This window comes from Streptomyces sp. 5-10 (assembly GCF_014712245.1).
GTDB lineage: Bacteria > Actinomycetota > Actinomycetes > Streptomycetales > Streptomycetaceae > Streptomyces > Streptomyces violaceusniger.
In genome coordinates this window covers 90522-116614 of sequence record NZ_JACVYG010000006.1, presented here as the reverse complement: position 1 = coordinate 116614, position 26093 = coordinate 90522, and the positions used below count along the sequence as shown (strand labels likewise).

The window sequence follows — 26093 nt, the reverse complement described above, 5'->3', positions numbered from 1 at the left end:
CGGAACACCGTCTCACGCGCGCCAGTCGAGTGGGACGTGCTTGGCTCGGTCCCACGGTCGCTCCCAGCCCGCGTAATGCAGGATGCGATCGATCACTCCGGCGGTGAAACCCCAGACCAGAGCGGATCCCACCAGGAAGGCGGGCCCCCGGTGGCCGCTGGGGTGGACGGTGGTGGCCCGGTTCGCCGGGTCCGTGAGATCCGCCACGGGGACCGTGAAGACCCGGGCCGTCTCCGCCGGGTCCACCGGCCCGACCGGGGTGGGCCGGCGCCACCAGCCCAGCACCGGGGTGACGACGAAGCCGCTCACCGGGATGTAGAGCCGCGGCAGCACCGCGAAGACCTGCACCCCCGAGGGGTCGAGCCCGGTCTCCTCCTCGGCCTCGCGCAGCGCCGCGCGCAGCGGGCCCTCCTCCTCCGGATCGCCGTCCTCCGGGTCGAGGGCACCGCCGGGGAAGGAGGGCTGGCCGGCGTGCGAGCGCAGCGAGCCGGAGCGCTCCATGAGCAGCAGCTCGGGGCCGCCGGGGCCCTCGCCGAAGAGCACCAGCACGGCGGAGGGGCGGCCTCCGCCCTGCGCGGGCGGCAGATACCGGCTCAGCTGGCGCGGCTCGATCGTCTCGGCCAGCCGGGCCACCGGGAGCAGCCACTCGGGCAGCCCCTGGGCGCTGACCTCCACATCCCCGTACGTGCTCGTCACTCGGCGGCTCCCAGGGGGGCGGCGGGACGGCCGGGGTAGTCGGACGGCGGGCGCAGGCGCTGGCCCGGCTGGCCGCCCATCTCGTACTTCAGCAGCTTCTTCGCCTTGTCCGGGTCGGTCTCGCCCTCCCCGTACGCCGGGCAGAGCGGGGCGATCGGGCAGGCGCCGCACGCGGGCTTGCGGGCGTGGCAGACGCGGCGGCCGTGGAAGATGATGCGGTGCGAGAGCATCGTCCACTCGCTCTTGGGGAAGAGCGCGGCGATCTCCGCCTCGACCTTCTCGGGGTCCTCCTGGGCGGTCCACTTCCAGCGCCGCACCAGCCGCCCGAAGTGCGTGTCCACGGTCAGGCCCGGCACCCCGAAGGCGTTGCCGAGCACCACATTGGCCGTCTTACGGCCGACACCGGGCAGGGTGACCAGGTCCTCGAGCCGGCCCGGGACCTCGCCGCCGAAGCGGTCGCGGAGGGCGGCGGACAGGCCGAGCAGCGATTTGGCCTTGGCGCGGAAGAAGCCGGTGGGCCGGATCAGCTGCTCCAGGGCCTCCGGGTCCGCGGCCGCCATGTCCTCGGGCGTCGGATAGGCGGCGAAGAGCGCGGGAGTGGTCTGGTTGACCCGCAGATCGGTGGTCTGGGCCGAGAGGACCGTGGCCACCAGCAGCTGGAACGAGTTCTCGAAGTCCAGCTCGGGATGGGCGTACGGATACACCTCGGCGAGCTCGCGGTTGATGCGCCGGGCGCGGCGGACGAGGGCGAGCCGGGACTCGGGACGGGCGCTCTTCGAGCCCTTGACCGATTTATGTGGTTTCGAGGCTTCTGTCGAATCGGCGGACCCTTGTTCGCCCACGGCGGAATTACGAGGTGCGGTCACCCGTCCGGCCCCCTTGCCCTGTGCTCTCACCGGCGTATTGGACACCCGGCCAGCCTAAGCCCACCCACTGACATCCGGCCCGGCCACCGTGAAGAGGCTCCCAATCGGACCCCTGCCGCACAGCTCGGCAGGCCAGTGCGTCAAACTTGTGATTGATCGCACTGTTTTACCGTCCGGCATCATGGGGACGTCGGTCCCCTGTGCATGTCGACAAGGAGAGACTCGTGGACGACGTTCTGCGGCGCGCCCCGCTCTTCGCGGCGCTCGATGACGAGCAGGCCGCTGAGCTGCGCGCCTCCATGGGAGAGGTCACCCTCGCGCGGGGTGACGCGCTCTTCCACGAAGGGGACCCCGGCGATCGCCTGTACGTGGTCACCGAGGGCAAGGTGAAGCTCCACCGCACCTCTCCCGACGGCCGCGAGAACATGCTGGCCGTGCTCGGCCCCGGCGAGCTGATCGGCGAGCTGTCGCTCTTCGACCCGGGCCCGCGCACCGCCACCGCCACCGCCCTCACCGAGGTCAAGCTGCTCGGCCTCGGCCACGGCGATCTCCAGCCGTGGCTGAACGCCCGCCCCGAGGTCGCCTCCGCGCTGCTGCGCGCGGTCGCCCGGCGCCTGCGCAAGACCAACGACCAGATGTCCGACCTGGTCTTCTCCGACGTCCCCGGCCGGGTCGCCAGGGCCCTGCTGGACCTGTCGCGCCGCTTCGGCGTGCAGTCGGAGGAAGGCATCCACGTCGTCCACGACCTGACCCAGGAGGAGCTGGCCCAGCTGGTCGGCGCCTCCCGCGAGACCGTCAACAAGGCGCTCGCCGACTTCGCGGGCCGCGGCTGGCTGCGGCTGGAGGCGCGCGCGGTGATCCTGCTGGACGTCGAGCGGCTGGCCAAGCGCTCCCGCTGACGCCGGACGGAACACGAAAACCGACCGTAAGGGGCCCGCCGGATTCCGGCGGGCCCCTTACGGCGCTCATGAACGGCCGGCCCTACAGGCCACAGGTCCACAGGCTCTGGAAAAGCAGAACTGCCTCAGAGCAGCCCGTGCTCGCGCGGTCAGATCAGCCCGTGCTCGCGCAGATAGTCCAGCTGGGCCCGGACCGACAGCTCCGCCGCCGGCCACAGGGACCGGTCCACGTCCGCGTACACGTGGGCCACGACCTCCGAGGGGGTCCGGTAGCCGTCCTCGACCGCCGTCTCCACCTGCGCGAGCCGGTTGGCGCGATGCGCGAGGTAGTACTCCACGGCACCCCGCGCGTCGTTCAGCACCGGCCCGTGGCCCGGCAGGACGGTGTCCACTCCGTCGTCCACCGACAGCGAGCGCAGCCGCCGCAGCGAGTCCAGATAGTCGCCGAGCCGCCCGTCCGGATGCGCCACGACGGTCGTGCCCCGCCCGAGCACCGTGTCGCCCGTAAGGACCGCGCCATCGGCCGGAAGGTGGAAGGACAGCGAGTCGGCGGTGTGGCCGGGCGTGGGCACCACCCGCAGCTCCAGACCGCCGGTGGTTATGACGTCGCCCAGCTCCAGTCCCTCGTCCCCCAGCCGCAGCGCCGGATCCAGCGCCCTTACCGACGTCCGCGTCAGCTCGGCGAAGCGCGCCGCGCCCTCCGCGTGGTCCGGGTGGCCATGGGTGAGCAGCGTCAGCGCGACGCGCCTGCCCGCCCGCTCGGCGGTCGCGATGACCTCCTTGAGGTGGGCGTCGTCCAGCGGCCCGGGGTCGATGACGACGGCCAGGTCGGAGTCGGGCTCGGCGACGATCCAGGTGTTGGTGCCGTCCAGGGTCATGGGCGAGGCGTTCGGCGCCAGGACGCAGACGGCCCGGTCGGTGGCCGGGCCGCCGATGGTGCCCCCGCGCGGCTGGCCGGGCAGAGCGGATGCGTACGTCATGCGGAAGGTCCCCCCGTGGCTCCCGGGATGTGCTTGGTGAACTCCTCATGGCCCGGCCAGCTCAGCACCAGCTCCCCGTTCTCCACCCGCGCCCGGGCCAGGACCGGCGTCAGATCCCGGTCCGCCGCGGCGGCCAGCGCGTCGGCGACCGAGCCGTAGGCCGCGAGCTGGCGCAGCGTCGCGATCGTGGGCGGCATCATCAGCAGCTCGCCCCGGTCGTAGCCGTCGGCCGCGTCACCCGGACGGATCCACACGGTCCGGTCGGCCTCCGTGGAGGCATTACGGGTGCGCTGCCCCCGCGGCAGCGCAGCCACGAAGAACCAGGTGTCGTAGCGGCGCGGTTCGAACTCCGGGGTGATCCAGCGCGCCCAGCAGCTCAGCAGGTCCGAGCGGAGTACGAGCCCCCGGCGGTCCAGGAACTCCGCGAAGGACAGGTCCCGGGCGACCAGCGCCGCGCGGTCCGCCTCCCAGTCGTCCCCCGTCGTGTCCGCGACCACGGTGTGCGGCGTCGGGCCCGCCAGCAGCACCCCCGCCTCCTCGAAGGTCTCCCGGACCGCCGCGCACACGATGGCCTGTGCCTGCGTCCCCTCGCTCGGGTCCAGGCCCAGCCGCCGCGCCCACTGGGCGCGTGAGGGACCGGCCCAGGTGACCATCCGCTCGTCGCGCGGGTCCACCGAGCCGCCCGGATAGGCGTACGCGCCTCCGGCGAAGGCCATGGAGGCGCGTCTGCGCAGCATGTAGACGGCGGGACCGGCGGCCCCTCCCGCCGCGTCCTGCGTGCCCTCTGGGGGCGTCTCAGGGCCTTCAGCGGCCCCCGCGGGCTCCGGCGCCCCCGCGGGCTCCGGCGCCCCTGCGGTCCCCCGCGCCGCGTCGGGCTGCTCCGCCGCGTCGAGCCCGTCCGGTGTGTGCTCCCCGTCCCCGCCCTGAGCGTCCTGTGGTGCGTCCTGCCCGGGCGTTCCGTACGGGCCGTCCCGCAGCAGCAGGACGGTGGCGGCCCGGCGCGGTGTCACCGGTGTGAGCTCACCGGCCGACAGGAGCCGGATCCGCTCTGGCCACTCGGGTGGGTACCACTGGCCATTCGTAGTGGACATGGCCGGATGCTATGCGCTTACGGGCTGATGTTCGAGTGGCCCCCGCGGCGCCACGCCGGGGCCGCTTCGCGCACCGGCCGTCACACCCGGTCCGCGTCCGTGTACGCCCGCAGTGCGCCCACCAGCCCGCCCGCGCGTGCGCCCACCGGCCCGCCGGCGGTACCGCCCACGGACCGCTCGCCGATTCGCAGACCCGGCGCCCGCTGGTTCGCTAGTCCGACCTCTAGTCCGCTAGTCCGCGACCTCGACCTGGATCTCGACCTCGACCGGCGCGTCCAAGGGCAGCACCGCCACGCCCACCGCGCTGCGCGCGTGCACGCCCGCGTCGCCCAGGGCCTCGCCCAGCAACTCGCTCGCGCCGTTGATGACACCCGGCTGGCCGGTGAAGTCCGGCGCCGAGGCGACGAAGCCGACGACCTTCACGACCCGCACGATCCGGTCCAGGTCGCCGACGACCGACTTCACGGCGGCCAGCGCGTTCAGCGCACAGGTGCGCGCCAGGTCCTTGGCCTCCTCCGGGGTGACCTCCGCGCCGACCTTGCCGGTCACGCCCAGCTTCCCCTCGACCAGCGGCAGCTGACCCGAGGTGTAGACGTACGGGCCGGTGCGGAGCGCGGGCACATAGGAGGCCAGGGGCGCCGCGACGGCGGGCAGCGTCAGGCCGAGCCCGGCGAGCCTGCCCTCGACCGTGCCGTCCGCCATCAGCCCTTCTCCCGCTTCAGATAGGCCACCAGCTGCTCCGGGTTCGGGCCGGGGACCACCTGGACCAGCTCCCAGCCGTCCTCGCCCCAGGTGTCCAGAATCTGCTTCGTGGCGTGCACGAGCAGCGGTACGGTCGCGTATTCCCACTTGGTCATGGGGCCGACTGTAATGCCTCTCCGCCGGGCCCTGGTGCGTAGGGCGAGGGGGGACTGGTTAGGCTCCCCACTGTGAGCAGGCTCCATGTCATCAGTGGCAAGGGCGGAACCGGCAAGACCACGGTCGCCGCCGCACTCGCGCTGGCCCTCGCGGCCGATGGCAGGCGCACCCTGCTGGTGGAGGTCGAGGGCCGTCAGGGCATCGCGCAGCTCTTCGAGACGGAGCCGCTGCCCTACGAGGAGCGGAAGATCGCCACCGCGCCGGGCGGCGGGGAGGTGCACGCCCTGGCGATCGATCCGGAGTTCGCACTTCTGGACTACCTCCATATGTTCTACAAGTTGGGCTCGGCCGGACGCGCCCTCAAGAAGCTCGGCGCGATCGACTTCGCGACCACCATCGCCCCGGGGCTGCGGGACGTCCTGCTGACCGGCAAGGCGTGCGAGGCGGTGCGCCGTAAGGGCAAGGACGGCCGCTTCGTCTACGACTCCGTGGTCATGGACGCGCCGCCCACTGGCCGCATCACCCGCTTCCTGAACGTCAACCACGAGGTGGCCGGGCTCGCCAGGACCGGTCCGATACACAATCAGGCCCAGGCCGTGATGCGCGTCCTGAAGTCGCCCCAGACGGCGGTCCACATGGTGACCCTCCTGGAGGAGATGCCGGTCCAGGAGACCGCGGACGGCATCGCCGAGCTGCGCGCCGACGGCCTTCCGACGGGCGGGGTCATCATCAACATGGTCCGGCCCGCGATCCTCGACCACGAGGCCGTCGAGGTGGCCGCCAACGGGCAGCGCGCGGCCGTCGCCAAGGCGCTCTCCCAGGCCGGCCTGGGCGGCGCGCGCCGCGGCGGCATGGCCGAGCGGCTGGTCGACCCGCTGCTGGAGCAGGCGCGCGAGCACGCCGAGCGGGTGATGCTGGAGCGGGCGCAGCGCGCCGAGCTGACCGGGCTGGGTCTGCCGCTGCACGAGTTGGAACTGCTCACGGACGGCATCGACCTGGCCGGGCTGTACCGGCTCGCGGCGGATCTGCGCAAGCAGTGGCCGGCGTGAGCGGCGCCCGCCGTAAGGGCGCCACGGACAACGAGTCGTACGCAGGAGGCGGCATGAGCATGGACGTGGCAGCCCGGCTGGACATCGACGTCCTGCTGGACGATCCGCAGACCCGCATCGTGGTGTGCTGCGGCTCCGGTGGCGTCGGTAAGACCACCACCGCCGCCGCCCTGGGCGTACGGGCCGCCGAGCGCGGCCGTAAGGTCGTCGTCCTCACCATCGACCCGGCCCGCCGGCTCGCCCAGTCCATGGGCATCGACGCGCTGGACAACATCCCGCGCCGGGTGGAGGGCGTCGGCGGCGGGAACGGTGGCGAACTGCACGCCATGATGCTCGACATGAAGCGGACGTTCGACGAGTTCGTGGAGGCGCACGCCGACCCCGAGCGCGCCCGGGCGATCCTCGCGAACCCCTTCTACCAGTCGCTCTCGGCCGGTTTCGCGGGCACGCAGGAGTACATGGCCATGGAGAAGCTCGGCCAGCTCCGGGCCCGCGACGAATGGGACCTGATCGTCGTCGACACCCCGCCCAGCCGGTCGGCGCTGGACTTCCTGGACGCGCCGAAACGTCTCGGCTCCTTCCTGGACGGGAAGTTCATCAAGGTCCTGATGGCCCCGGCCAAGGTCGGCGGCAAGGCCGGGATGAAGTTCCTGAACGTGGGCGTCTCGATGATGACGGGCACGGTCAGCAAGGTGCTCGGCGGGCAGCTGATGCGCGACGTTCAGACGTTTGCTGCCGCGATGGACACCATGTTCGGCGGATTCCGTACTCGCGCGGAGGCCACCTACCGGCTCCTACAGGCTCCGGGGACGGCCTTCCTCGTGGTGGCCGCGCCGGAGCGGGACGCCCTGCGGGAGGCCGCGTACTTCGTGGAACGGCTGGCCGCGGACCAGATGCCGCTGGCCGGACTGGTGCTGAACCGGGTGCACGGCAGCGGTGCCGAACAGCTGTCGGCGGAACGTGCGTTGGCCGCCGCGGAGATCCTGACCCTGGCGGGCGACCCCGTGGATCCGGACGATGCGCCCGCGAACGCCGCGGAGGGTAGCGATCCGGCCAAGAACGGCGCTGGGGCAGAAAATCTTGCCGACGGCGGATTTGTCGATCCCCCCTCAGGGAATGCTCAAGCGCGGAACCCCTCGGCAGCGGACCCCGACGTCTCCCCCACGTCGGCGGACTCGTCGGCGGAGCGGCTCGCCGCGGGACTGCTTCGGCTGCACGCGGAGCGTATGCAGGTGCTCGGACGCGAGCAGCGCACACACGACCGCTTCACGGCGCTCCACCCCGAGGTTCCGGTGGCCCAAGTGGCCGCACTCCCTGGCGACGTACACGACTTGGCAGGACTGCGGGCGATCGGCGAACGCCTCGCGGTCCCGCTGGAGCGGACCAAGCGCGCGGCGGGCTGAGTCGGTGCCCGCCGGGCGGTCGGCCGCCCGCGCATGGATGGAGACGCACGACAGCACGACAGACAGCAACAGCACGCACAGCGAGCGACAGCGGCAGCGGTGATGGCCCGTACGGCGCCCGGTGACGGACGCCGAGGACAGGCGCGCGGACGCCCGTAGCCGGGCCCCCGGGTTCGGGGCTCGGGCTTGCCTCAGGCTCCGACGGACGCCTCTGCTCAGCCGACGGCGCACGGCACGCACAGGCAGAGGCAGACCCACGCCCCATGCGCAGGCAGGCCACAGTCGCCCGTGGCCGAAGGCAGCACTAGCAGCCGAAGGTGGCACCAGTGGCCCAGGCGGTGGACCAACCCCCGGGCCGCGACGGCCTGTTAACCATGGCACACCAGGCCATGCCGCACCAGGGTGCCGCACCAGGCCATGCCACAGGACGCCATGTCAGCCGAGGCCGTGTCATACGCGCCCCCACAGCCCCACGGCCGACCGCGGCCTTGGCCGCGGTCGTGCTCGGAGGCGTGCGCGTACCCGTACCCGCCCCTGACGAGGCGCGCCCGTACTCGCACCCCCACTCGTGCCGAGACGAGAGGTGGGTGAGGTGATGATGAGGCGAGACGCTCACACCGGCAGGCCGTGAACCCAGCAGGCCAGTAACCCATCAGGTCAGCAACCCATCCAGGTCAGCAACCCATCAGGCCGTCAGCCCGGCAAGGCTGTCAGCGGCCACCGGCGGACCGCCGCCGGTCTATCCGACCGCGGCGAAGCGCTCGTAGTCCTCGTCGTCGAAGGGCAGAATCCCCGCGCTGCGCTCGTACTCGATGCGCGCGGTCTCCAGGAGCCTGCGCCAGGAGGTCACCGTCGGCCGGCGGCGCAGCAGTGCTCGCCGCTCGCGCTCGGTCATCCCTCCCCACACACCGAACTCCACGCGGTTGTCCAAGGCATCCGCAAGGCACTCGGTGCGCACCGGGCATCCGGTGCAGACCGCTTTGGCCCTGTTCTGTGCCGCGCCCTGGACGAACAGTTCATCTGGATCAGTAGTGCGGCAGGCGGCCTGCGCACTCCAGTCGGTTACCCAGCCCATGCTGGCGCCGTCCTCTCCCGAATCGGAGCTCCCCCACGGCGACAAACGGCATATTCACCGTCGCCAGTTGAGGACGTTACGGAAGCGAGACACAGTGCAACACCCCCTCCAGGCCCAATCTTGGATGGTCCGAACGGACTATGGGTACGCGGCAGATCACCCAACGGAGTGAGCTGACGACATTTGCGATTACTAGTGCAAATCCGGGCAGTTCACGCACCGAACAGCGGGCAGCTCGGGACAGGGGGCCGCAATCCGGGCAGCTCTCATCGCTCACTTGAGTGAGGGTGGAGGTGTGGCTCAGCCACACAGCTGTGACTGGCGTGAAACAGCTTATGCGAACACCCGGTCCCCTGTCCGGCGATTCGAGACGTAGGCTGCGTCCTATGGGAAACACGCGCTCGAGCGGAGGGCTGTCCACCGCTCAACAGGCCGCCAAGTTCCTCGGCGTCAGCGCGCTGGCCGGTGCCGTGATGGCCGGGCTCGCGCTTCCCGCCGTCGGGGCGCTCGGCCTCGCGGCCAAGGGAACGGTCGAGGAGTTCGACGGAATTCCGGCCAATCTCAAGACGCCGCCGCTCAGCCAGCGGACCACGATCCTGGACGCCGAAGGCGGGGAGATCGCGAAGGTCTACTCCCGCGACCGGACGATCGTGAAGCTGAAGGACATCGCCCCGTACATGCGGCAGGCGATCGTCGCGATCGAGGACGCCCGCTTCTACGAACACGGGGCGGTCGACCTCAAGGGCGTGCTGCGCGCGGTCAACACCAACGCGCAGGACGGCGGCGTCTCCCAGGGCGCCTCCACGCTGACCCAGCAGTATGTGAAGAACGTGTTCGTCGAGGAGGCGGGCGACGACAAGGAGAAGGTCGCCGAGGCCACCCAGCAGTCCATCGGCCGCAAGATCAAGGAACTGAAGTACGCGATCAAGGTCGAGAAGGAACTGGGCAAGAAGCGGATCCTCGAGAACTACCTGAACATCACCTTCTTCGGGCAGCAGGCGTACGGCATCGAGGCGGCCTCGCAGCGCTACTTCAGCAAGTCCGCCAAGGATCTGAAGCTGGAGCAGGCGGCGCTGCTGGCCGGTCTCGTCCAGTCGCCCAGCCGCTACGACCCGATCAACGCCCCGAACGCCGCCAAGGCACGCCGCGACACCGTTCTGCGGCGCATGGCCGAGGTGAAGGACATCACCCCGGCGCAGGCCGCCGCGGCCCAGAAGAAGCCGCTCGGCCTCAAGGTCAGCATGCCCAGGAGCGGCTGCATCACGGCCGTCAAGGGCGCCGGGTTCTTCTGTGACTACGTCCGCGAGACCCTGCTCAACGACCCGACCTTCGGCAAGACCGCGGAGGCGCGCGCCAAGCGCTGGACCCAGGGCGGTCTGACGATCCGCACGACGCTCGACCCGCAGGCCCAGGAGTCGGTCCAGAAGTCGATCAAGAAGCATGTCTACCAGTCCGACCCGGTGGCCACCGCGGTGACGCTGGTCGAGCCGGGCACCGGCAAGGTGCTGGGGATGGGCCAGTCCAGGCCGTACGGCTTCGGCGAGAACGAGACCCAGATCAACCTGTCCGCGGACAAGTCCATGGGCGGCTCGAACTACGGCTTCCAGGTCGGCTCCACGTTCAAGCCGATCACCGCGGCGGCCGCCATCGAGCAGGGCAAGAAGCCGTACCAGCGCTACTCCTCGCCGTACAAGATGAAGTATCCGAGCCCGGTCACCACCTGCAAGGGCACCTGGAGCAACGACGAGGGCGCGACGGTCGAGAACGAGAACGAGAAGGAGGTCGGCCCGTACGGGATGAAGGAGGCGACCGCCAAGTCGGTCAACACCTACTTCGTCCAGCTGATCAGCGACATCGGGGTCTGCCCGGTGACGCGGATGGCCGACAAGATGGGGGCGAAGCGCGCCGACGGCAAGGAGCACAACCAGGTGCCCTCCGTCACCCTCGGCTCCGAGGGCTTCTCGCCGCTGACGATGGCCAACGCCTACGCGACCTTCGCCAACCGCGGTGTCTACTGCTCCCCGGTCTTCATCGACTCGATCACCGGCCCCGGCGGCAAGAAGCTGAAGGTGCCGCAGTCGAAGTGCTCCCGCGCGATGTCGGAGAAGACCGCGGACACCATCAACACGCTGCTGCGCGGAGTGGTCGAGGACGGCACCGGCAAGCAGGCCGGGCTCCAGAGCCGTCCGAGCGCCGGTAAGACGGGTACGACGGACGAGCGCAGGGCCGCCTGGTTCGTCGGCTACACCCCGAACATGGCCGGTGCGGTGTGGGTCGGCGGCCCGGGCTCCAAGGGCGTCAAGATGGAGAACATCACCATCGGCGGCGTCCCCCACGACAAGGTCTACGGCGCGGACACCCCGGGCCCGATCTGGAAGGACGCGATGAGCGGCGCGCTGGACGGCAAGCCGGCGCCGGACTTCGTGAACGTCCAGATCAAGGACCCGAACCAGCGCAAGCCCCACGACGACAAGAAGCCGGGCGACCGCAGGCCGGGCCGCGACAAGGGCAACGACAACGGCGACAACGGCGGCCAGGACAACCCGTGGCCGGACATCTCCCTGCCCCCGGACCTGATCGGCGGCGGCAATGGGAACGGCGGGAACGGCAACGGGAATGGTGGCTGGCGCTTTCCGCGGTAGCGGTGGCTCGTGATGGAGCGCTGAAGGGGGCCGGACGGAGATGTCCGGCCCCCTTCTTATGTATGCGCGCGGGGATCCTTACGGCTCTTATGCGCGCGCGGGGATCCTTACGGCCGCGATGAGGGCCGTGGCAGCCTTACGGCCGCGATGGGAGCCGTGGCAGCCTTACGGCGCCCACGAGCCCACAGCGCCGAGCACGCCCACCCATCAACGCGACGCACGCACCTCGTAACACAACGCGACAAGGCGCGGCCTCAGGGCGGGGCTACCCGCCCGCGAGCTGCCGCTTCACCGCGGCGGCGACCCGGCCGCCCTCCGCCCGCCCGGCGATCTTCGGGTTCACGATCTTCATCACGGCGCCCATGGCCCGCGGCCCCTCCGCGCCGCCCGCCGCGGCCTCCCGTACCGCCTCGGCCACCAGGGCGTTCAGCTCGTCGTCCGTAAGGGGCTTCGGCAGATACTCGGCGAGCACCTCGCCCTCCGCCCGCTCCCGCTCGGCCTGCTCGGCGCGGCCGCCCTTCTCGAACGCCTCGGCGGCCTCACGGCGCTTCTTGGCCTCCCGGGCGACGATCTTCTCCACCTCGGCGTCGGACAGCTCACGTGCGCTCTCGCCCGCGACCTCTTCCTTGGTGATCGCGGTGATGGTGAGCCGGAGAGTCGAGGAGCGCAGCTCGTCGCGCGCCTTGATCGCCGCGGTGAGATCGTCCTGCAGCCTGGACTTGAGCGTGGTGGTCATGGCGTCGAGTGTGCCAGCACTGGCCGGGAATCACCCGAAGATTTCTCCCCCGGCGGCGTTCTGCGACCATGGACGGCATGCGCGCGCGATACGGAGTACCACTGGGAATCACGGCGGTCGGCGCGGCCGGTCTCGCCTATGCCGCCTGCTTCGAAGTCCGGTCCTTCAGGCTCCGGCGGATCACCGTTCCGGTGCTCCCGCGGGGGATGCGCCCCCTGCGCGTCCTGCAGGTCTCCGACATCCACATGGTGAGCGGACAGCGCAAGAAGCAGCGCTGGCTCCAGTCCCTGGCCGGGCTGCGCCCCGACTTCGTGGTGAACACGGGGGACAACCTCTCGGACACGGAGGGCGTGCCGGAGGTTCTGGACGCGCTGGGCCCGCTGATGGAGTTCCCCGGCGCGTATGTCTTCGGCTCGAACGACTACTACGGTCCGAAACCGCGCAACCCCGCCCGCTATCTGCTGGAGAAGGCCAGCGGTAAGCACGGTCTGAACGGCAACCCCCCGGTCGTCGGCGCCATCCACAACCCGTGGACGGAGCTCCGCGACGCCTTCGACGCGGCCGGCTGGGTCGGGCTGTCCAACACCCGCGGCCGGCTGAAGCTGGAGGGCATCGAGATCGCCCTCACCGGCCTCGACGATCCCCACATCAAGCGCGACCGCTACGCCGAGGTGGCCGGCGGCCCCGAGTCGGGCGCCGATCTCTCCCTGGCCGTGGTCCACGCGCCGTATCTGCGCGTCCTCGACGCCTTCACCGCGGACCGCTACCCCCTGATCCTCGCGGGCCACACCCACGGCGGCCAGCTGTGCATCCCCTTCTACGGCGCCCTGGTCACCAACTGCGACCTGGACGCCCGCCGGGTCAAGGGCCTCTCCCAGCACCAGGCCGGCGGCCACACCTCCTACCTCCACGTCTCCGCGGGCTGCGGCACCAACCGCTACACCCCGGTCCGCTTCGCCTGCCCCCCGGAAGCCACCCTGCTCACCCTCACCCCCCAGACCCCCTGACCCCACCCGCCCACCGGGACCGCCCCGACCTGCGGGACCTCGAAAACCGGATTTCGTCTCTGGCCATAGGTCCGCTAAAGTAGAGCTCGTTGCTTCGGGGTGTAGCGCAGCTTGGCAGCGCGCTTCGTTCGGGACGAAGAGGTCGTGGGTTCAAATCCCGCCACCCCGACTGAAGGAACACCAGGTCAGGGGCCTGATCCGCGTAAGCGGGTCGGGCCCCTGACGCGTTTCGGAGTCGGTCGGTGACGGCCGGGGCGCCGCGATGATCGTTCGGTCGGGTCACGTGCTCGGGTCATGGCCACGAAGGGCTGGCTGCGGGCGAGTTGCTGTCGCTCGGGTGCCGTCTCGGACGAGCCGGACCGGGCGTTGACGTACTCGTCGTGGCGCGGCAGGCAGACGTACGTGAATCCAAGTCCCTTGGCCCGGCGGTAGCTGCCCAACTTCACGGCCTCGACGGGGCGTGCGTCGGGCGGGACGCCTATTCGGCCGCGTCGGTCCAGCCCTGGCGGCGGAGGACGGCCGGGATGTCGGGGGCCTGGTAGTGGGCGCCCTTGAGGACCTTGCCGTCGGCGCGGAGGGTGGGGCGGCCGTCGGGGCCGAGTTTGGTCATATTGGCCCGGTGGATCTCGGCGATCACCTCGTCGAGGTCGATGCCGTGGACCAGAGCGGTGCCGTAGGCGACGTAGACGACGTCGGCCAGTTCGTGGGCGAGGTGGTCGAGGGTGCCGTGGGCGCTCGCCTCGGCCACTTCGGCGCACTCCTCGGCCAGGAGGTCCTGGCGGTGGGCGGCGAGTTCCGGTGAGACCTCGGTGGGGGTCGTACGGGCGTCGAGGCCGAAGGCCAGGTGGAATTCGCGGACGAGGTCGGCGGGAGAGCGGCGCATTCATCCGATCGTACGCGGGGGGTGGGGTGCTGGGTGCGGCTGAGGGGTGGTGCGCGGGCGCCGCCCAGCGCAGTGCGGCGCGTGGGGCCGTCGTGCGTCGGCGCGCGGATCCTTGGGCGGGTGCCTAGGGTGAGGCGTATCAGGTCCTCGACCTCCGCCTCCGGGGTGGTGCACCCATGAGTCTCAGCATCCGCAATCAGCTCCCCGCCACCGTCGTGTCCGTGACGCCCGGCGAGGCCATGGCCACGGTCCAGGGGCGGCTGGCCGGGGGGCAGGTCGTGACTGCCGCCGTGACCATGAGTGCCGTGCAGGAGCTCGGCATCGGGGAGGGCTCCGAGGTGACGGCGCTGGCCAAGGCCACCGAGGTGGCCCTGGCCACCGGGGAGGTCTCGGGGCTGAGCATCCGCAATCGCTTCCCGGGCACCGTCAGCCGCCTCACCCTCGGGGCCGCCATGGCCACCGTCGTCATCGACATCGGCGGCGGCCAGGAACTCACGGCCGCCATCACCCAGGACGCGGCGGCGGAGCTGGGGCTCGCCGAGGGCAGTCGCGTCACCGCTCTGATCAAGTCGACCGAGGTGTCGCTCGCCACCGTGTAAGGCCGATGGGCGTTGGGGTGGTGGGGTAGTGGGGTGGTGAGCCGGACGGCCGGATGGGCCACTGCCCTCGCCCCCTCACCCGCCCAGATCTCGCCAACCCCTCCCTCCCCCGCCCCACGAATTTCTACAGTGCTGTAGATTTTGACTCCGGTCCACCGAGCACCAGGAGGAGATCGTGGGAGTTTCCCTGTCCAAAGGCGGCAATGTCTCGCTGAGCAAGGAGGCGCCGGGCCTGAGCGCCGTCCTCGTCGGCCTGGGCTGGGACGTGCGGACGACGACGGGCGCCGACTACGACCTCGACGCGAGCGCTCTGCTGTGCGACGAGGCCGGTAAGGTCGCGTCCGACCGGCACTTCGTCTTCTACAACAACCTCACCAGCCCCGACGGCTCCGTGGAGCACACCGGCGACAACCTCACCGGTGAGGGCGAGGGCGACGACGAGGCCATCAAGGTCAACCTGGCCGCCGTGCCCGCCGAGATCGCCAGGATCGTCTTCCCGGTCTCCATCCACGACGCGGAGAGCCGCGACCAGAACTTCGGCCAGGTCCGGAACGCCTTCATCCGGGTGGTCAACCAGGCCGACAACGTCGAACTCGCCCGCTACGACCTGAGCGAGGACGCCGCGACCGAGACGGCGATGGTCTTCGGCGAGCTCTACCGCAACGGCGCGGAGTGGAAGTTCCGGGCGGTCGGCCAGGGGTACGCCTCGGGGCTCGCGGGCATCGCATCCGACTTCGGCGTCAATCTCTGACTGACGCCCTCCTGCGGCCGCCGGGCCCGGCCTTCCCCCTGAGGCAGGCCCGGCGGCCGATTCATTCCTACTCATCGAGGAAGCGCGGACATGACCGCCCCACCCGGTTTACAGGCCGAGGACAGGCCCGACTTCGAGCGGGCGCTGCACCAGGCGCTGCGTACGGCGGAGATCCGTGAGGCCCTGCGGCGCAACGGGGCCACCGGGGACGCGGACGTCCAACGGCTGCGCACCCAGGCGCTCGTGGCGAGCGAGCTGATCGCGACGGCCGCCGCGCCCGAATACGCCGCGTACCTCCGGCAACGCGCCGCCGCGGCGACTTCAGCGCCCGCCGCGCCCGCCGCGTCCACCGCGCCCGCCGTAGCTGCCCTGTCCGGCTCGCCCGCCCCCTCGGCAGGCGTCAGGGGACTGCTGCCCGTGCTCGCCGTCCTCACCCCGGCTCTGGCCGGCGCCTCGACCGCGGCCTTTCTGCTCCTCGGCGGGCTGCTGGGGCTCCTCGACTCCCAACGGGAGCTGGCCGACGCACTGTTGACCGCCGGGCTGACCAGCGCGACGATCGCGGCGTTCACTCTGGTGGTGGGGGCGGCCTGTCTGCTCGTCACCGCCGTACGCCACCGCACCTCGGCCCCCGACCAGCGCCCGCGCCCTCATGGGCGTCCACGCCTCCACCGGCCCCTACGCATCCACCCGCATCCACCCACGCACCCGCCCTACGTCAGGCGCCGGGATGACGCGGCCGTGGCCACGGCCCGTGACGCCTGGCTGAGGGCCCTTCTTCACCGCGGCATCCTGCCGTTTCTGCGCGACCGGCTGGAGAGGTCGCACAGCCCGTCCCGGACGAGTCAGAAGAGCGAGAGAGGAACCACATGACGGTAAACCTGGCCAAGGGTCAGCGGATCAGCCTGAGCAAGTCCGACGGGGGTGAGCTCACCGCGGTGCGCATGGGCCTGGGCTGGCAGGCCGCGCCGCGGAAGGGGTTCCTCGCCCGGCTGACCGCCAAGGAGATCGACCTGGACGCCTCGGCCGTGCTCTTCGCCGGACGCGAAGCCGTGGACGTCGTGTTCTTCCAGCATCTGACGAGCGACGACGGATCCGTACGGCACACCGGCGACAACCTCGTCGGCGGCGCCGGTCAGGGCGGCGACGACGAATCGATCCTGATCGATCTGCAGCGCGTTCCGGTCCATGTCGATCAGATCCTGTTCACGGTGAACTCCTTCTCCGGACAGACCTTCGCCGAGGTGCAGAACGCCTTCTGCCGTCTGGTCGACGAAACCAACGGCCAGGAGCTGGCCCGCTACACCCTGAGCGGCGGCGGCCCGTACACGGCCCAGGTCATGGCCAAGGTTCACCGCGCCGGCGGGACGGGCGGAGCGAGCGGGGGCTGGCAGATGTCGGCGATCGGCGCGCCCGCCACCGGGCGGACGTTCCAGGATCTGCTGCCGGTCCTCGCCTCCCACCTCTGACCGGTCACCCCTGCCGCCGATACGGCCTGTGGCGCGCTTCGCGCCACCCGAGGGAGAATCTGAGGGTGACCGAGCGAAAGCCACCGGGCATCAGTTTCGAAACGTGGGCCGACCGACAGATCCGCGAGGCGGAGGAACGCGGCGCGTTCGCCAACCTCAAGGGCAAGGGAAAGCCCCTCCCCCATCTCGACAAGCCCTACGACGATCTGTGGTGGGTCAAGGAGAAGATGGCCCGCGAGAAATTGTCGTTTCTGCCGCCGACACTCGTACTGCGCAAAGAGGCGGAAGACGCGCTCGCCGCCGTGGAGAAGGCGCCGTCGGAGCGAATGGTGCGGGAGATCCTCTCGGAGGTCAATGACAAGATCCGGGAGGCGATCCGGCGGCCCCCGCCCGGCCCGCCGCTCAATCTCGCGCCCTTCGACATCGACGAGGCCGTACGGGCGTGGCGGGAACGCCGGGACCGCGAGCGGGCGGAGGAGGGCTGAGTGGGTGGGCCGGGATGCGTGCCCCGGCCCACCCGCAGTCCAGAGCCTCGGGCCCGCCCCGGACTACTCCTCGTTGCCGTACGGGCGAGTGATGATCTCCATGCCATGACCGGCCGGGTCCATGAAGTACAGCCCGCGCCCGCCGTGATGGTGGTTGATCTCGCCCGGCTGCTTCAGATGGGGATCGGCGTAGTACGTGACCCCCTGCTCCCGGATCCGCGCGAAGGCCGCGTCGAACTCCTCGTCCGAGATGAGGAACGCGTAATGCTGCATGACGATCGACTCGCCGGGAATGGTGGCGAAGTCCAGGGTGACACCATTACTGGTCTCCACCGGAACGAACGGGCCCCATTCCTTCCCGACCTCGAGGCCAAGAATGTTCGCCAGGAATTCGGCGGATTCGTGATTGTCCAGAGAATGGACGATCGTGTGATTCAACTCGACAGACACTGTGGAATGCCTCCGTAAGGCAATCTCACGGGCACCTCCATGCCTCACCCAGCCGGTGACCGACACGCGATGCCGTACTCCCGATCGTAGGCGCCGCCGCCTACGGCCGTCGAGGGCCCCTGCCCCCTCCTCCTCAGCCTCAGCCCTCTCCTCGGCCTCGGGCCTCTCCTCAGCCTCGGGTCTCCCCTCGGGCCTCTCTTCAGCCTCTGCCTCAGCCTCGCCTCAGTCGGCGGGATCCCCGTCCGCGGGCCCCTTCCGCACGGCCGCCACGCTGAAGATCCCGCCCTCCGGGTCGCGCAGCGCCGCGATGCGCCCATAGGGGGTGTCGGCCGGCAGGGCGAGGACGCCGCCGCCGAGCTCCGTGGCGCGTTCGGCGACCTCGTCGACGTCCTTCACACAGAAGTAGACCCGCCAGCGGGGCCGGACGTTCGGGTCCGGGGCGGCCTCGATGGCGCCGCCGCGCAGCCCCGCGACCGCCTTACCGTCGATATGGAGGACCACCCGGTCGTGCTCGAAGCGGACGTCGCAGCGCTCCCGCCCCTGGGTGTCCCAGCCGAAGACCTGCCCGTAGAAGAGCGCCGCCTCGAAGGCGTCACGGGTGCGCAGCTCCAGCCATACGGGCGCGCCCGGTCTGCGCTCGCCCCACCAGGCGGAGGTCAGATCGCCCTCCCAGATGCCGAAGTTGGCCCCGTCCGGGTCGGCCGCCCAGGCCACCCGGCCGCTGCCGAACTCCAGCGGCCCGACCGCGACCGTGCCACCGCGCTCCTGGACGCGTGAGGCCACCTCGTCCGCGCTGTCCGCCGCGAAGTACGTGGTCCAGATGACCGGCAGGCTCACCCCCGCCGACGGGGACGAGGCGCCGATGCCGACGGTCGGTACGCCGCCCTCGGTGTACGCGATGGTGTAACGGCCGTGCCCCTGCCGGGTGGGGCGGAAGCCCCAGCCGAAGAGCTCTCCGTAGAAGTGGTGCGCGCGGTCCAGATCCGCTGCCATGAGACTCACCCAGCAGGGCGCGCCCTGGACAGCACGGAACCTCTCCCGCAAGGCCGCTCACCTCACTCGTATCCCTGGGGGCGCCACAGACGTCCCGCAGGCAGCCGTCATCGCTCGCGCATCGTGCCCGATATGTACACCTTCCTCTGATTTCCCGGCCCGCGCCACCTTCCCGCCCACCGGCGTGCCCACCGGCGTGCCCACCCGTGCGCCCGCCGATGCGCTCTCCGGAGTGCCCGCACGGGGAGGGAGCACACGCCGTTGTGGCGCATCACACCGGAGCGCGTCCAGCATCGGAGCACGGCCGTCCGGGCACGGCAGGGCAGTATTGCGCCATGTCGAATCTCCGCTCAAACATCGTCGCCTGGCTGGGCCGCAAGTACTTTTCGAGAATCCAGAAGAACGGCTTCGACTTGTCCAAGATGTCGTTCCTCCCGGACGCCACACTGGCACCGCTGAGGCGCGACGGCCTCGACCCCATTTCCGATCTGTCCCGAACCAGGGCAAAGGAACCCATCAGCAAGATATGGCTGCCTTTCGGTATCAATGCCTGGCTTGTCACCGGATATGACGAGACCAAGGCGGTGCTCGGAAAGGCGAAGGGCTTCAGCTCCGATTTCACCAACCTCGCGGAACGGAACATCGGCGTCGCCCCGCAGCAGAATCCGGGAGGTCTCGGTTTCAGCGATCCACCGACGCATACGAGACTGCGACGCCTGCTGACGCCCGAATTCACCATGCGGCGGCTCAGCAGGCTCACCCCGCGCATCCACTCCATCGTGGAGGAGCGCCTCGACGAGATGGCCGCGGCCGAGGGCCCGGTGGACCTCGTGGAGGCATTCGCGCTTCCCATTCCCGCGCTGGTCATCTGCGAACTGCTCGGTGTGCCGTACGAGGACCGCGATGACTTCCAGCGCCACAGCACGGCGCGGTTCGACCTCTTCGGCGGGGCGAACGCCTCCTTCGGCGCGATGTCGGACTCCCTCTCCTATCTGCACGGGATCGTGCGGAAGCAGCGTGAGACGCCCGGCGACGGGCTGCTCGGCATGCTGGTGCAGGAGCACGGCGACGAGCTCGACGACCAGGAGCTGGCCGGGCTCGCCGACGGGGTGCTGACCGGCGGTCTGGAGACCACCGCGAGCATGCTGGCGCTCGGCACGCTGGTGCTGCTCCAGGCACCCGAGCACTTCGCCGCGATACGTGACCAGGACGATGTCGTGGACCCGTTCGTGGAGGAGCTGCTGCGCTACCTCACGGTGGTGCAGGTGGCCTTCCCGCGGTTCGCCCGCGAGGACATGGAGATCGCGGGCACCCGGATATCCGCCGGCGATCTGGTGCTGTGCTCACTGAGCGGGGCCAACCGGGACGAGAAGCTGGGACCGGACATGGAGCGGGTCGATCCGCACCGGCAGGCCCCCTCTCATCTGGCCTTCGGGTACGGCATCCACCGCTGCATCGGCGCCGAGCTGGCCAAAATGGAACTCCGGGCCGCCTACCCCGCGCTCATACGGCGGTTCCCGGAGATGCGGCTCGCGGTACCGGCGGAGAAGCTCTCGTTCCGGAAGCTCTCCATCGTCTACGGCGTGGAGGAGCTGCCGGTGCTGCTGAGGTAGCCGAGCCCGGGGAGGGGACGGGGCGAACGGGAGGGGAGGGGGACGGGGTGAAGGGAAGGGGGCGGGGGCCGGAGGGGTGGGAGGGTAGCGGGTATCGGGTATCCGATATCGGGAGGGAATTCAGAAGCGCTCGACCAAGTGCTCGCGCTCACGCGGGGGCTCGTACGACGCCGGCCAGAAGTCGGTGATGGTCTGGATCCGGCCGTCCGCCGAGGCGGTGAAGAAGCTGATCGCCTGCGTCTCCTCCTCGTCCACGCTGAAACTCACCCAGGAGACCGCCTGATCGCCGTCGGTGATGACGCGCTCGACCTCCAGGCTCCACTCGCCCACGTGCTCCGCGTTGAAGCGGACCACGCCGTCCCGGCCGAGCACCCGCTCGCGGGTCTGCGGCAGCTCGTAGCGGACGTCGTCGGCGAGGGTGGCACCGAACGCCCGCCAGTCCCTGGCCTGGGCCGTTGCCCAGTACGTCTCCACCGTCGCGGCTATGTCGGCCATCAGCTCCCCCTCGGTGTGCGGCCTGGCGTCCATCCCGCCGGGAACGTTATCCACAGGCGCGGGGCGACGCCAGCGCGCATGTCGGGGTGCGGCGCAGAATGGTGGGCATGACTGAGAGCACGGAGTCCATGCCGGACTGGGAAAAGCGCTTCCGGGCGCCGCGAGTGGGGCTGCCCGACTGGGCGGAAGACGCCCCGGACCACTCGCTGTTCGTCTCGAACGCCACGGGTACGTACGAGCTGTACGCATGGGACCGGGCCACCGGTGCCCAGCGGCAGGTCACGGACCGGCCGAACGGGACGACCGACGGGGTGCTGTCGCCGGACGGCCGGTGGATCTGGTGGTTCTCGGACACCGACGGCGATGAATTCGGGGTGTGGCTGCGCCAGCCGTTCAGCGGCGGCGAGACGGACGAGCGCCCGGCCGACGAGCCCGCGACCCCGGGTCTGGCCCCCTCCTACCCCGCGGGGCTCGCGCTGGGCCGTGACGGCACGGCGGTCGTCGGGCGGTCCACCGACGAGGACGGCTCGACCATCCATGTGGTGCGCCCGGGCGGCGAGTCGGAGGAGATCTACCGGCACCGCGAGTCCGCCGGAGTCGGCGATCTCTCCCATGACGGAACGCTGATCGCGATCGAGCACACCGAGCACGGCGACGCGATGCACTCGGCGATCCGGGTCCTGCGGCCGGACGGGACGGCCGTCGCGGAGCTGGACGACACCAAGGGCGGCACCGAGGAGCTGGGCCTGTCCGTGATGGGGTTCGCGCCCGTGGAGGGGGACACCCGGCTGCTGGTCGGGCATCAGCGGCGCGGCCGGTGGGAGCCCATGGTGTGGGATCCGACGACCGGTGTGGAGACGGCGCTGGCGATCGACCTGCCCGGTGACGTGGGGGCGGACTGGTTCCCGGACGGATCGGCGCTGCTGGTCGAGCACAGCCATCAGGCCCGCAGCGAGCTGTGGCGGTACGACCTCGCCTCCGGCGAGCTGACCCGCCTGGAGACCCCGGCGGGCACGATCTCGGGCGCCACGGCCCGGCCGGACGGCACGGTGGAGTTCCTGTGGTCGTCGGCCGAGAAGCCGCCCCAGGTGCGGTCGACGAGCGGGCGGACGGTGCTGGACCCGCCCGGATTCACCGCCCCGGAGTCGGTGCCGGTCACCGACGTCTGGGTGGACGGCCCCGGCGGGCGGGTGCACGCGCTGGTGCAGAAGCCCGCGGGCGAGGGCCCCTTCCCCACGGTCTTCGACATCCACGGCGGGCCGACCTGGCACGACAGCGACGCCTTCGCGGCGGGCCCCGCGGCCTGGGTGGACCACGGCTTCGCCGTGGTGCGGGTCAACTACCGCGGCTCCACCGGCTATGGGCGGGCGTGGACGGACGCGCTCAAGCACCGGGTCGGGCTGATCGAGCTGGAGGACATCGCGGCCGTGCGGGAGTGGGCGGTGAGCTCCGGGCTCGCCGACCCCGAGCGGCTGGTGCTGGCCGGTGGTTCCTGGGGCGGCTATCTGACGCTGCTGGGGCTGGGGACCCAGCCGGCTTCCTGGGCGGTGGGGCTGGCCGCGGTCCCGGTCGCCGACTATGTGACGGCCTACCACGACGAGATGGAGGCCCTGAAGGCGATGGACCGCACCCTGCTGGGCGGCACCCCGGAGGAGGTGCCCGAGCGGTTCGAGGCGTCGTCCCCGCTGACCTATGTGGAGAAGGTGCGGGCGCCGGTCTACATCTCGGCGGGGGTGAACGACCCGCGCTGCCCCATACGGCAGATCGACAACTATGTGGAGCGGCTCGAGCGGCAGGGCACCCCGCATGAGGTCTACCGCTATGACGCGGGGCACGGCTCGCTGGTCGTCGAGGAGCGGATCAAGCAGTTGCGCTTGGAGATCGAGTTCGCTCGGCGTCATCTGGGGTCGGGTCCGCGTCCGGCGCCGTCGGAGCCCTCGGCTCGGGCGGCGTGATGCCGAGGGCCAGATCGCGGGCCGTCTCGGCCTCGCGGCGGAACAGCCGGAACCACATGAAGACCACGAAACCGGCGAAGACGAACCACTCACCGGTGTAGCCCAGGTTCTGGAAGGCCTTGATGTCGAGCCCGGTGCCCTCCGCCACCGTGGGGGGCACCGGCTTCAGAGCCCCGGGAGCCTCGGCGGAGGTGACCCAGGCGTCGTACACCTGGTACGGCACCAGGTTGACCAGGGAGGCGGCGCTGATCATGCCCAGCTGACCGCGGGGGAGGCCACCGCTCGCGCTCACCCCGTCGCCGCCCTGGTGCTCGGACGCCTGCAGCGCACCGGTGACGGTCACCTCGCCGGAGGGGGGTGCGGGCACCTTGGCGGTGGCCGCCGGATCGTCGGCGTCGCCGGGGAGCCAGCCGCGGACGACGGGCAGCGCCTTGGCGCCGCCCTCGGCCTCTCCCCTGCCCCCGGCCTTGATCCCGCCCTTGTCCCCGTTCTTGTCCCCGTTCTTGTCCCCGTCGTTGTTCACATCCACGCGCAGCAGAGTCAGCACATAGAAGCCGTCGCGGCCGTCCAGCCGCCGGTCGGGCACGAGGAGTTGATGTGCGGTGTCGTATCGGCCGGTGGCGGTGGCCCGCTCCCCGGAGGTCTTCGCGGTGACCGGCAGCAGATCGCCCAGCGGCCGGGCCGCAGCCTTCCGCTCGGCGGACGCCTCGTCCTGCTGCTGGTTGTGCGTGTTGACACGCGTCTCGAAGCGGCTGAGCTGCCAGCTGCCCATGAAGAGGCAGACCGGGATCGCCAGCAGGGTGAACACGTTGATCACCCACCAGCGGGGTGTCAGCAGAAACCGATACACACCCCCACGGTACGGGCCTCGCGTCGCGGCCCCGGCGGCGGGGCCGCCTCACAGAGCCCTACGCCGCGGCCCCGGGATCCCGCCTGGGCGCACCCGGACGGCCGCGGGGCCTCCCGGCTCAAGGCCCCCGGGAGGCCGCTGCTCCGCGGCTCTGGGAGGACGTCGGCGGGCTGTGGAGGGCGAGCGTCGGGCTCTAGGACGCCAGCAGACCGGTGCGGTAGATCGTTCCGGCGCAGGCGCCGCCGATCGTCACGCTCGCCGCGGCGGGGTCGCCCGCCTCCGGCGTATGGCTGACCAGGACGCTCGCGTCCTGCGGCTCACCGCCACCGCCGCCGCCACCCGGGGTGCCGCCCGGATCGCCCGTGCTGGGGTCGTCCTGCGGTCCGTCCTGGGCCGCCTCCGTGGAGGGGTCGGGGGTCGGGGTGCCGGTGGTGGAGCAGCCGCTGGTGCCGCCGCCCGACGCCGGGATCCAGGCGAACTTGACCTCGTACGCCTGGCCGGGCTTGAGGATGAGCGTGCCCGGCTGGGTGGAGGGGTCGGGCAGTCCCGCCGCCGCGTCTCCCGCCGTGTGGTCCACGACCAGGATCCGCGAAGCATCCGCACCGCCCTGGGCGCTCACACCCACCGAGCCGCTGCCCTCGACCGTGCAGGCCCGGTCCGAGACGTTCACGACGCGGAACGAGCCGTAGACCCGCCCCTCGGCGTCGGCCGCTCCGACCGATCCGGCGCCACCGCTGGTGAGCTGGGCGCGGCTGCAGGTGGGAGAGGTGGCGTTCAGCGTGTTGGTGGGGTCGGGGGCCGCACCGCCGGAGCCGCCCTCCTCGCCCTTCGACGGCCTGTCCTTCTCCTTGTCCTTGCCCTTGCCGCCCTTGTGCTCCTCGACCGTGTCGGAGGGCCCGTCGGCGTCCTTGCCGCCGCTGCCCTCGCCGTGCGGACCGCCGCCGGCCTCAGGGGTGCGGTGGCTGCTGGCGGCGTTGGCCGGGCGGTCGTTCGAACTGTCGCTGGTGGTCGCGACGTGCACCAGCGCCGGTACGGCCGCGCAGCCGAGCACCACCGCCGCCACGGCCCCGACCAGGGCCTGGCGCCGCCGCGCACGGCGGGCGGGCACGGCGCGCCGAAGATGGTCGAGGGAGTCGGGGGACGGCTCGAGCTCGTCGACGACGCGGTGCAGCAGCCGCCGCAGCGCCTCCTCGTCCTCACCGCCGGGCTCGTCGTCGTCGAGCCGAATCCGGAAGGGCGTCACCCGCTCCGGCTCGGACCCGGCGGACTTCTTGCCCTCCGTGGCCTCGGCGGACCCGGTGTGCTCCTCGGCCGACCCGGTGTGCTCCTCGCCGGACCCGGTGTGCTGGCCGGCGCCCGCGGGCTCCGCAGGCTCGCGGGCCTCCGCGCCCTCACGGGCATCCCCAGGCTCACGGGTCTCCGCGGACCCGGCGGACTCACGGGCCTCAACGGGCTCCGCGGACCCGGCGGACTCCCGGCCAGCCATGGACTCCGCGGCCTCCGCAGACTCCGTCGCCTCTACCGGCTCCGTGGGCCCCGTCGCCTCTCCCGTCTCCGTGGTTTCCCCTGGCTCCCGGGATTCCGGCTCGTGGCCGTGGAGCCGGCCAGGCTCCCCCGGGTCCGGCGTGGATGTGATGTGGTTCATGCCGGAGCCTCCATGGCGACGCGGAGCGCCGCGATGCCGCGCGAGCCGTACGCCTTGACCGAGCCGAGCGATATGCCCAGCGTCTCGGCCACCTGGGCCTCGGTCATATCGGCGAAGTAGCGCAGCACGAGAACCTCGCGCTGACGGCGCTGAAGTCCCCTCATCGCCTTGATCAGTTGATCGCGTTCAAGCTGTTCGTACGCCCCTTCCTCGGCACTGGCCATATCGGGCATCGGCTTGGAGAGCAGCTTCAGCCCGAGGATGCGCCGGCGCAGCGCGGAGCGGGAGAGATTGACGACCGTCTGCCGCAGATAGGCGAGGGTCTTCTCGGGATCCCGGACTCTTTTGCGCGCCGAGTGCACACGGATGAACGCTTCCTGCACGACGTCCTCGCAGGACGCGGTGTCGTCGAGAAGGAGCGCGGCGAGACCGAGCAGCGACCGATAGTGGGCGCGGTAGGTCTCGGTGAGGTGATCGACTGTGGTGCCCGCTGCCATCGCGTCGTCAGTGTCCTCGCGCCCTGTTGTGATGTGCGCGGGGCGGGCCGTCGGCCATGGCGCGATCACCGGCATGCCACCTGGGGCACGCGGGGGGCGTACTGCCGCG

The 26093-nt window shown here is 71.1% G+C and carries 27 protein-coding genes and 1 tRNA gene; 13 read left to right on the top strand and 15 right to left on the bottom strand.

Annotated elements, in window-relative coordinates:
* Positions 1–12 precede the first annotated feature (12 nt).
* Positions 13–696: an NUDIX hydrolase gene (locus tag IEJ02_RS09675; RefSeq protein WP_191064373.1), complete on the bottom strand. Its 684-nt coding sequence runs from the start codon at positions 694–696 to the stop codon at positions 13–15.
* Entirely contained in the window at positions 693–1562 is an 870-nt protein-coding gene (gene nth, locus IEJ02_RS09670) for an endonuclease III (RefSeq protein ID WP_191064485.1), read from the bottom strand. Before nth ends, IEJ02_RS09675 begins: the two co-directional genes overlap by 4 nt.
* A gap of 224 nt (positions 1563–1786) precedes the next feature.
* Here nth and IEJ02_RS09665 point away from each other — a divergent pair, with 224 nt between their 5' ends.
* Positions 1787–2461: a Crp/Fnr family transcriptional regulator gene (locus IEJ02_RS09665; RefSeq protein WP_014061749.1), complete on the top strand. Its 675-nt coding sequence runs from the start codon at positions 1787–1789 to the stop codon at positions 2459–2461.
* Between the two features lie 149 nt (positions 2462–2610).
* Here IEJ02_RS09665 and IEJ02_RS09660 read toward each other — a convergent pair whose 3' ends face one another.
* The 4 genes from IEJ02_RS09660 to sp36 all read right to left on the bottom strand — a co-directional run bounded on the left by IEJ02_RS09660 (position 2611) and on the right by sp36 (position 5389).
* Positions 2611–3441 carry an MBL fold metallo-hydrolase gene (locus IEJ02_RS09660; RefSeq protein WP_137978593.1) on the bottom strand — a complete coding sequence of 277 codons (831 nt, stop codon included), beginning with the start codon at positions 3439–3441 and terminating at the stop codon, positions 2611–2613.
* Positions 3438–4532 (bottom strand): NUDIX hydrolase, encoded by a 1095-nt coding sequence (locus IEJ02_RS09655; RefSeq protein WP_191064372.1) that lies wholly within the window; start codon positions 4530–4532, stop codon positions 3438–3440. Before IEJ02_RS09655 ends, IEJ02_RS09660 begins: the two co-directional genes overlap by 4 nt.
* Before the next feature lie 231 nt (positions 4533–4763).
* Positions 4764–5234: a RidA family protein gene (locus IEJ02_RS09650; RefSeq protein WP_137978594.1), complete on the bottom strand. Its 471-nt coding sequence runs from the start codon at positions 5232–5234 to the stop codon at positions 4764–4766.
* On the bottom strand, positions 5234–5389 hold the full coding sequence (gene sp36, locus IEJ02_RS09645; protein WP_020870215.1) for a Sp36 family protein: 156 nt from the start codon (positions 5387–5389) through the stop codon (positions 5234–5236). Before sp36 ends, IEJ02_RS09650 begins: the two co-directional genes overlap by 1 nt.
* 72 nt (positions 5390–5461) lie before the next feature.
* On the opposite strand from sp36, the gene bagA reads away from it, so the two are divergent.
* Both bagA and bagB read left to right on the top strand, forming a co-directional pair.
* Complete coding sequence (gene bagA, locus IEJ02_RS09640; protein WP_191064371.1) at positions 5462–6439, top strand: ATPase BagA; 978 nt, start codon at positions 5462–5464, stop codon at positions 6437–6439.
* Positions 6440–6492: 53 nt separating this feature from the next.
* On the top strand, positions 6493–7842 hold the full coding sequence (bagB, locus tag IEJ02_RS09635) for an ATPase BagB (RefSeq protein ID WP_191064370.1): 1350 nt from the start codon (positions 6493–6495) through the stop codon (positions 7840–7842).
* Positions 7843–8581: 739 nt separating this feature from the next.
* Here bagB and IEJ02_RS09630 read toward each other — a convergent pair.
* Positions 8582–8917 (bottom strand): WhiB family transcriptional regulator, encoded by a 336-nt coding sequence (locus IEJ02_RS09630; protein WP_020870211.1) that lies wholly within the window; start codon positions 8915–8917, stop codon positions 8582–8584.
* A 386-nt stretch (positions 8918–9303) separates the two neighbouring features.
* On the opposite strand from IEJ02_RS09630, the gene IEJ02_RS09625 reads away from it, so the two are divergent.
* A complete protein-coding gene (locus tag IEJ02_RS09625; protein WP_191064369.1) occupies positions 9304–11559 on the top strand; it encodes a transglycosylase domain-containing protein in 2256 nt (751 codons plus the stop codon).
* Between the two features lie 265 nt (positions 11560–11824).
* On the opposite strand, the gene IEJ02_RS09620 is transcribed toward IEJ02_RS09625, so the two are convergent.
* Entirely contained in the window at positions 11825–12295 is a 471-nt protein-coding gene (locus IEJ02_RS09620; protein ID WP_137978596.1) for a GatB/YqeY domain-containing protein, read from the bottom strand.
* 77 nt (positions 12296–12372) lie between these two features.
* Here IEJ02_RS09620 and IEJ02_RS09615 point away from each other — a divergent pair, with 77 nt between their 5' ends.
* Together IEJ02_RS09615 and IEJ02_RS09610 are read left to right on the top strand one after the other, a co-directional pair.
* Complete coding sequence (locus tag IEJ02_RS09615; protein WP_191064368.1) at positions 12373–13302, top strand: metallophosphoesterase; 930 nt, start codon at positions 12373–12375, stop codon at positions 13300–13302.
* A 95-nt stretch (positions 13303–13397) separates the two neighbouring features.
* Positions 13398–13471 (top strand) — tRNA-Pro (locus IEJ02_RS09610).
* Positions 13472–13780: 309 nt separating this feature from the next.
* On the opposite strand, the gene IEJ02_RS09605 is transcribed toward IEJ02_RS09610, so the two are convergent.
* A complete protein-coding gene (locus IEJ02_RS09605; RefSeq protein WP_191064367.1) occupies positions 13781–14185 on the bottom strand; it encodes a pyrophosphohydrolase domain-containing protein in 405 nt (134 codons plus the stop codon).
* Between the two features lie 176 nt (positions 14186–14361).
* Here IEJ02_RS09605 and IEJ02_RS09600 point away from each other — a divergent pair, with 176 nt between their 5' ends.
* The 5 genes from IEJ02_RS09600 to IEJ02_RS09580 all read left to right on the top strand — a co-directional run bounded on the left by IEJ02_RS09600 (position 14362) and on the right by IEJ02_RS09580 (position 17486).
* Positions 14362–14784, top strand: a complete 423-nt coding sequence (locus IEJ02_RS09600) for a TOBE domain-containing protein (RefSeq protein ID WP_191064366.1) — start codon at positions 14362–14364, stop codon at positions 14782–14784.
* 175 nt (positions 14785–14959) lie between these two features.
* Positions 14960–15535 (top strand): TerD family protein, encoded by a 576-nt coding sequence (locus IEJ02_RS09595; protein ID WP_191064365.1) that lies wholly within the window; start codon positions 14960–14962, stop codon positions 15533–15535.
* A gap of 90 nt (positions 15536–15625) precedes the next feature.
* On the top strand, positions 15626–16405 hold the full coding sequence (locus IEJ02_RS09590) for a hypothetical protein (protein WP_191064364.1): 780 nt from the start codon (positions 15626–15628) through the stop codon (positions 16403–16405).
* Positions 16402–17001: a TerD family protein gene (locus tag IEJ02_RS09585; protein WP_137978601.1), complete on the top strand. Its 600-nt coding sequence runs from the start codon at positions 16402–16404 to the stop codon at positions 16999–17001. The genes IEJ02_RS09590 and IEJ02_RS09585 overlap by 4 nt, the downstream gene beginning before the upstream one ends.
* 65 nt (positions 17002–17066) lie before the next feature.
* Entirely contained in the window at positions 17067–17486 is a 420-nt protein-coding gene (locus tag IEJ02_RS09580) for a DnaJ family domain-containing protein (protein ID WP_191064363.1), read from the top strand.
* Positions 17487–17549: 63 nt separating this feature from the next.
* On the opposite strand, the gene IEJ02_RS09575 is transcribed toward IEJ02_RS09580, so the two are convergent.
* Both IEJ02_RS09575 and IEJ02_RS09570 read right to left on the bottom strand, forming a co-directional pair.
* A complete protein-coding gene (locus IEJ02_RS09575) occupies positions 17550–17936 on the bottom strand; it encodes a VOC family protein (RefSeq protein WP_191064362.1) in 387 nt (128 codons plus the stop codon).
* A 222-nt stretch (positions 17937–18158) separates the two neighbouring features.
* A complete protein-coding gene (locus IEJ02_RS09570) occupies positions 18159–18929 on the bottom strand; it encodes a VOC family protein (RefSeq protein ID WP_191064361.1) in 771 nt (256 codons plus the stop codon).
* 335 nt (positions 18930–19264) lie between these two features.
* On the opposite strand from IEJ02_RS09570, the gene IEJ02_RS09565 reads away from it, so the two are divergent.
* Positions 19265–20542, top strand: a complete 1278-nt coding sequence (locus tag IEJ02_RS09565; RefSeq protein ID WP_191064360.1) for a cytochrome P450 — start codon at positions 19265–19267, stop codon at positions 20540–20542.
* A 120-nt stretch (positions 20543–20662) separates the two neighbouring features.
* Here IEJ02_RS09565 and IEJ02_RS09560 read toward each other — a convergent pair whose 3' ends face one another.
* The gene (locus IEJ02_RS09560; RefSeq protein ID WP_191064484.1) at positions 20663–21037 is read right to left on the bottom strand and encodes a nuclear transport factor 2 family protein; all 375 of its coding nucleotides are present in this window, start codon (positions 21035–21037) and stop codon (positions 20663–20665) included.
* 98 nt (positions 21038–21135) lie between these two features.
* On the opposite strand from IEJ02_RS09560, the gene IEJ02_RS09555 reads away from it, so the two are divergent.
* A complete protein-coding gene (locus IEJ02_RS09555; protein ID WP_370467012.1) occupies positions 21136–22992 on the top strand; it encodes a S9 family peptidase in 1857 nt (618 codons plus the stop codon).
* Here IEJ02_RS09555 and IEJ02_RS09550 read toward each other — a convergent pair.
* From IEJ02_RS09550 to IEJ02_RS09540, 3 genes are all read right to left on the bottom strand, one after another.
* Positions 22898–23842 carry an SURF1 family protein gene (locus IEJ02_RS09550; RefSeq protein ID WP_191064359.1) on the bottom strand — a complete coding sequence of 315 codons (945 nt, stop codon included), beginning with the start codon at positions 23840–23842 and terminating at the stop codon, positions 22898–22900. The two genes, IEJ02_RS09555 and IEJ02_RS09550, sit on opposite strands and share 95 nt — an antisense overlap.
* A 193-nt stretch (positions 23843–24035) precedes the next feature.
* Positions 24036–25328, bottom strand: a complete 1293-nt coding sequence (locus IEJ02_RS09545; RefSeq protein WP_223863637.1) for a DUF4232 domain-containing protein — start codon at positions 25326–25328, stop codon at positions 24036–24038.
* A 155-nt stretch (positions 25329–25483) separates the two neighbouring features.
* A complete protein-coding gene (locus IEJ02_RS09540; protein WP_030829843.1) occupies positions 25484–26059 on the bottom strand; it encodes a SigE family RNA polymerase sigma factor in 576 nt (191 codons plus the stop codon).
* Positions 26060–26093: the final 34 nt, after the last annotated feature.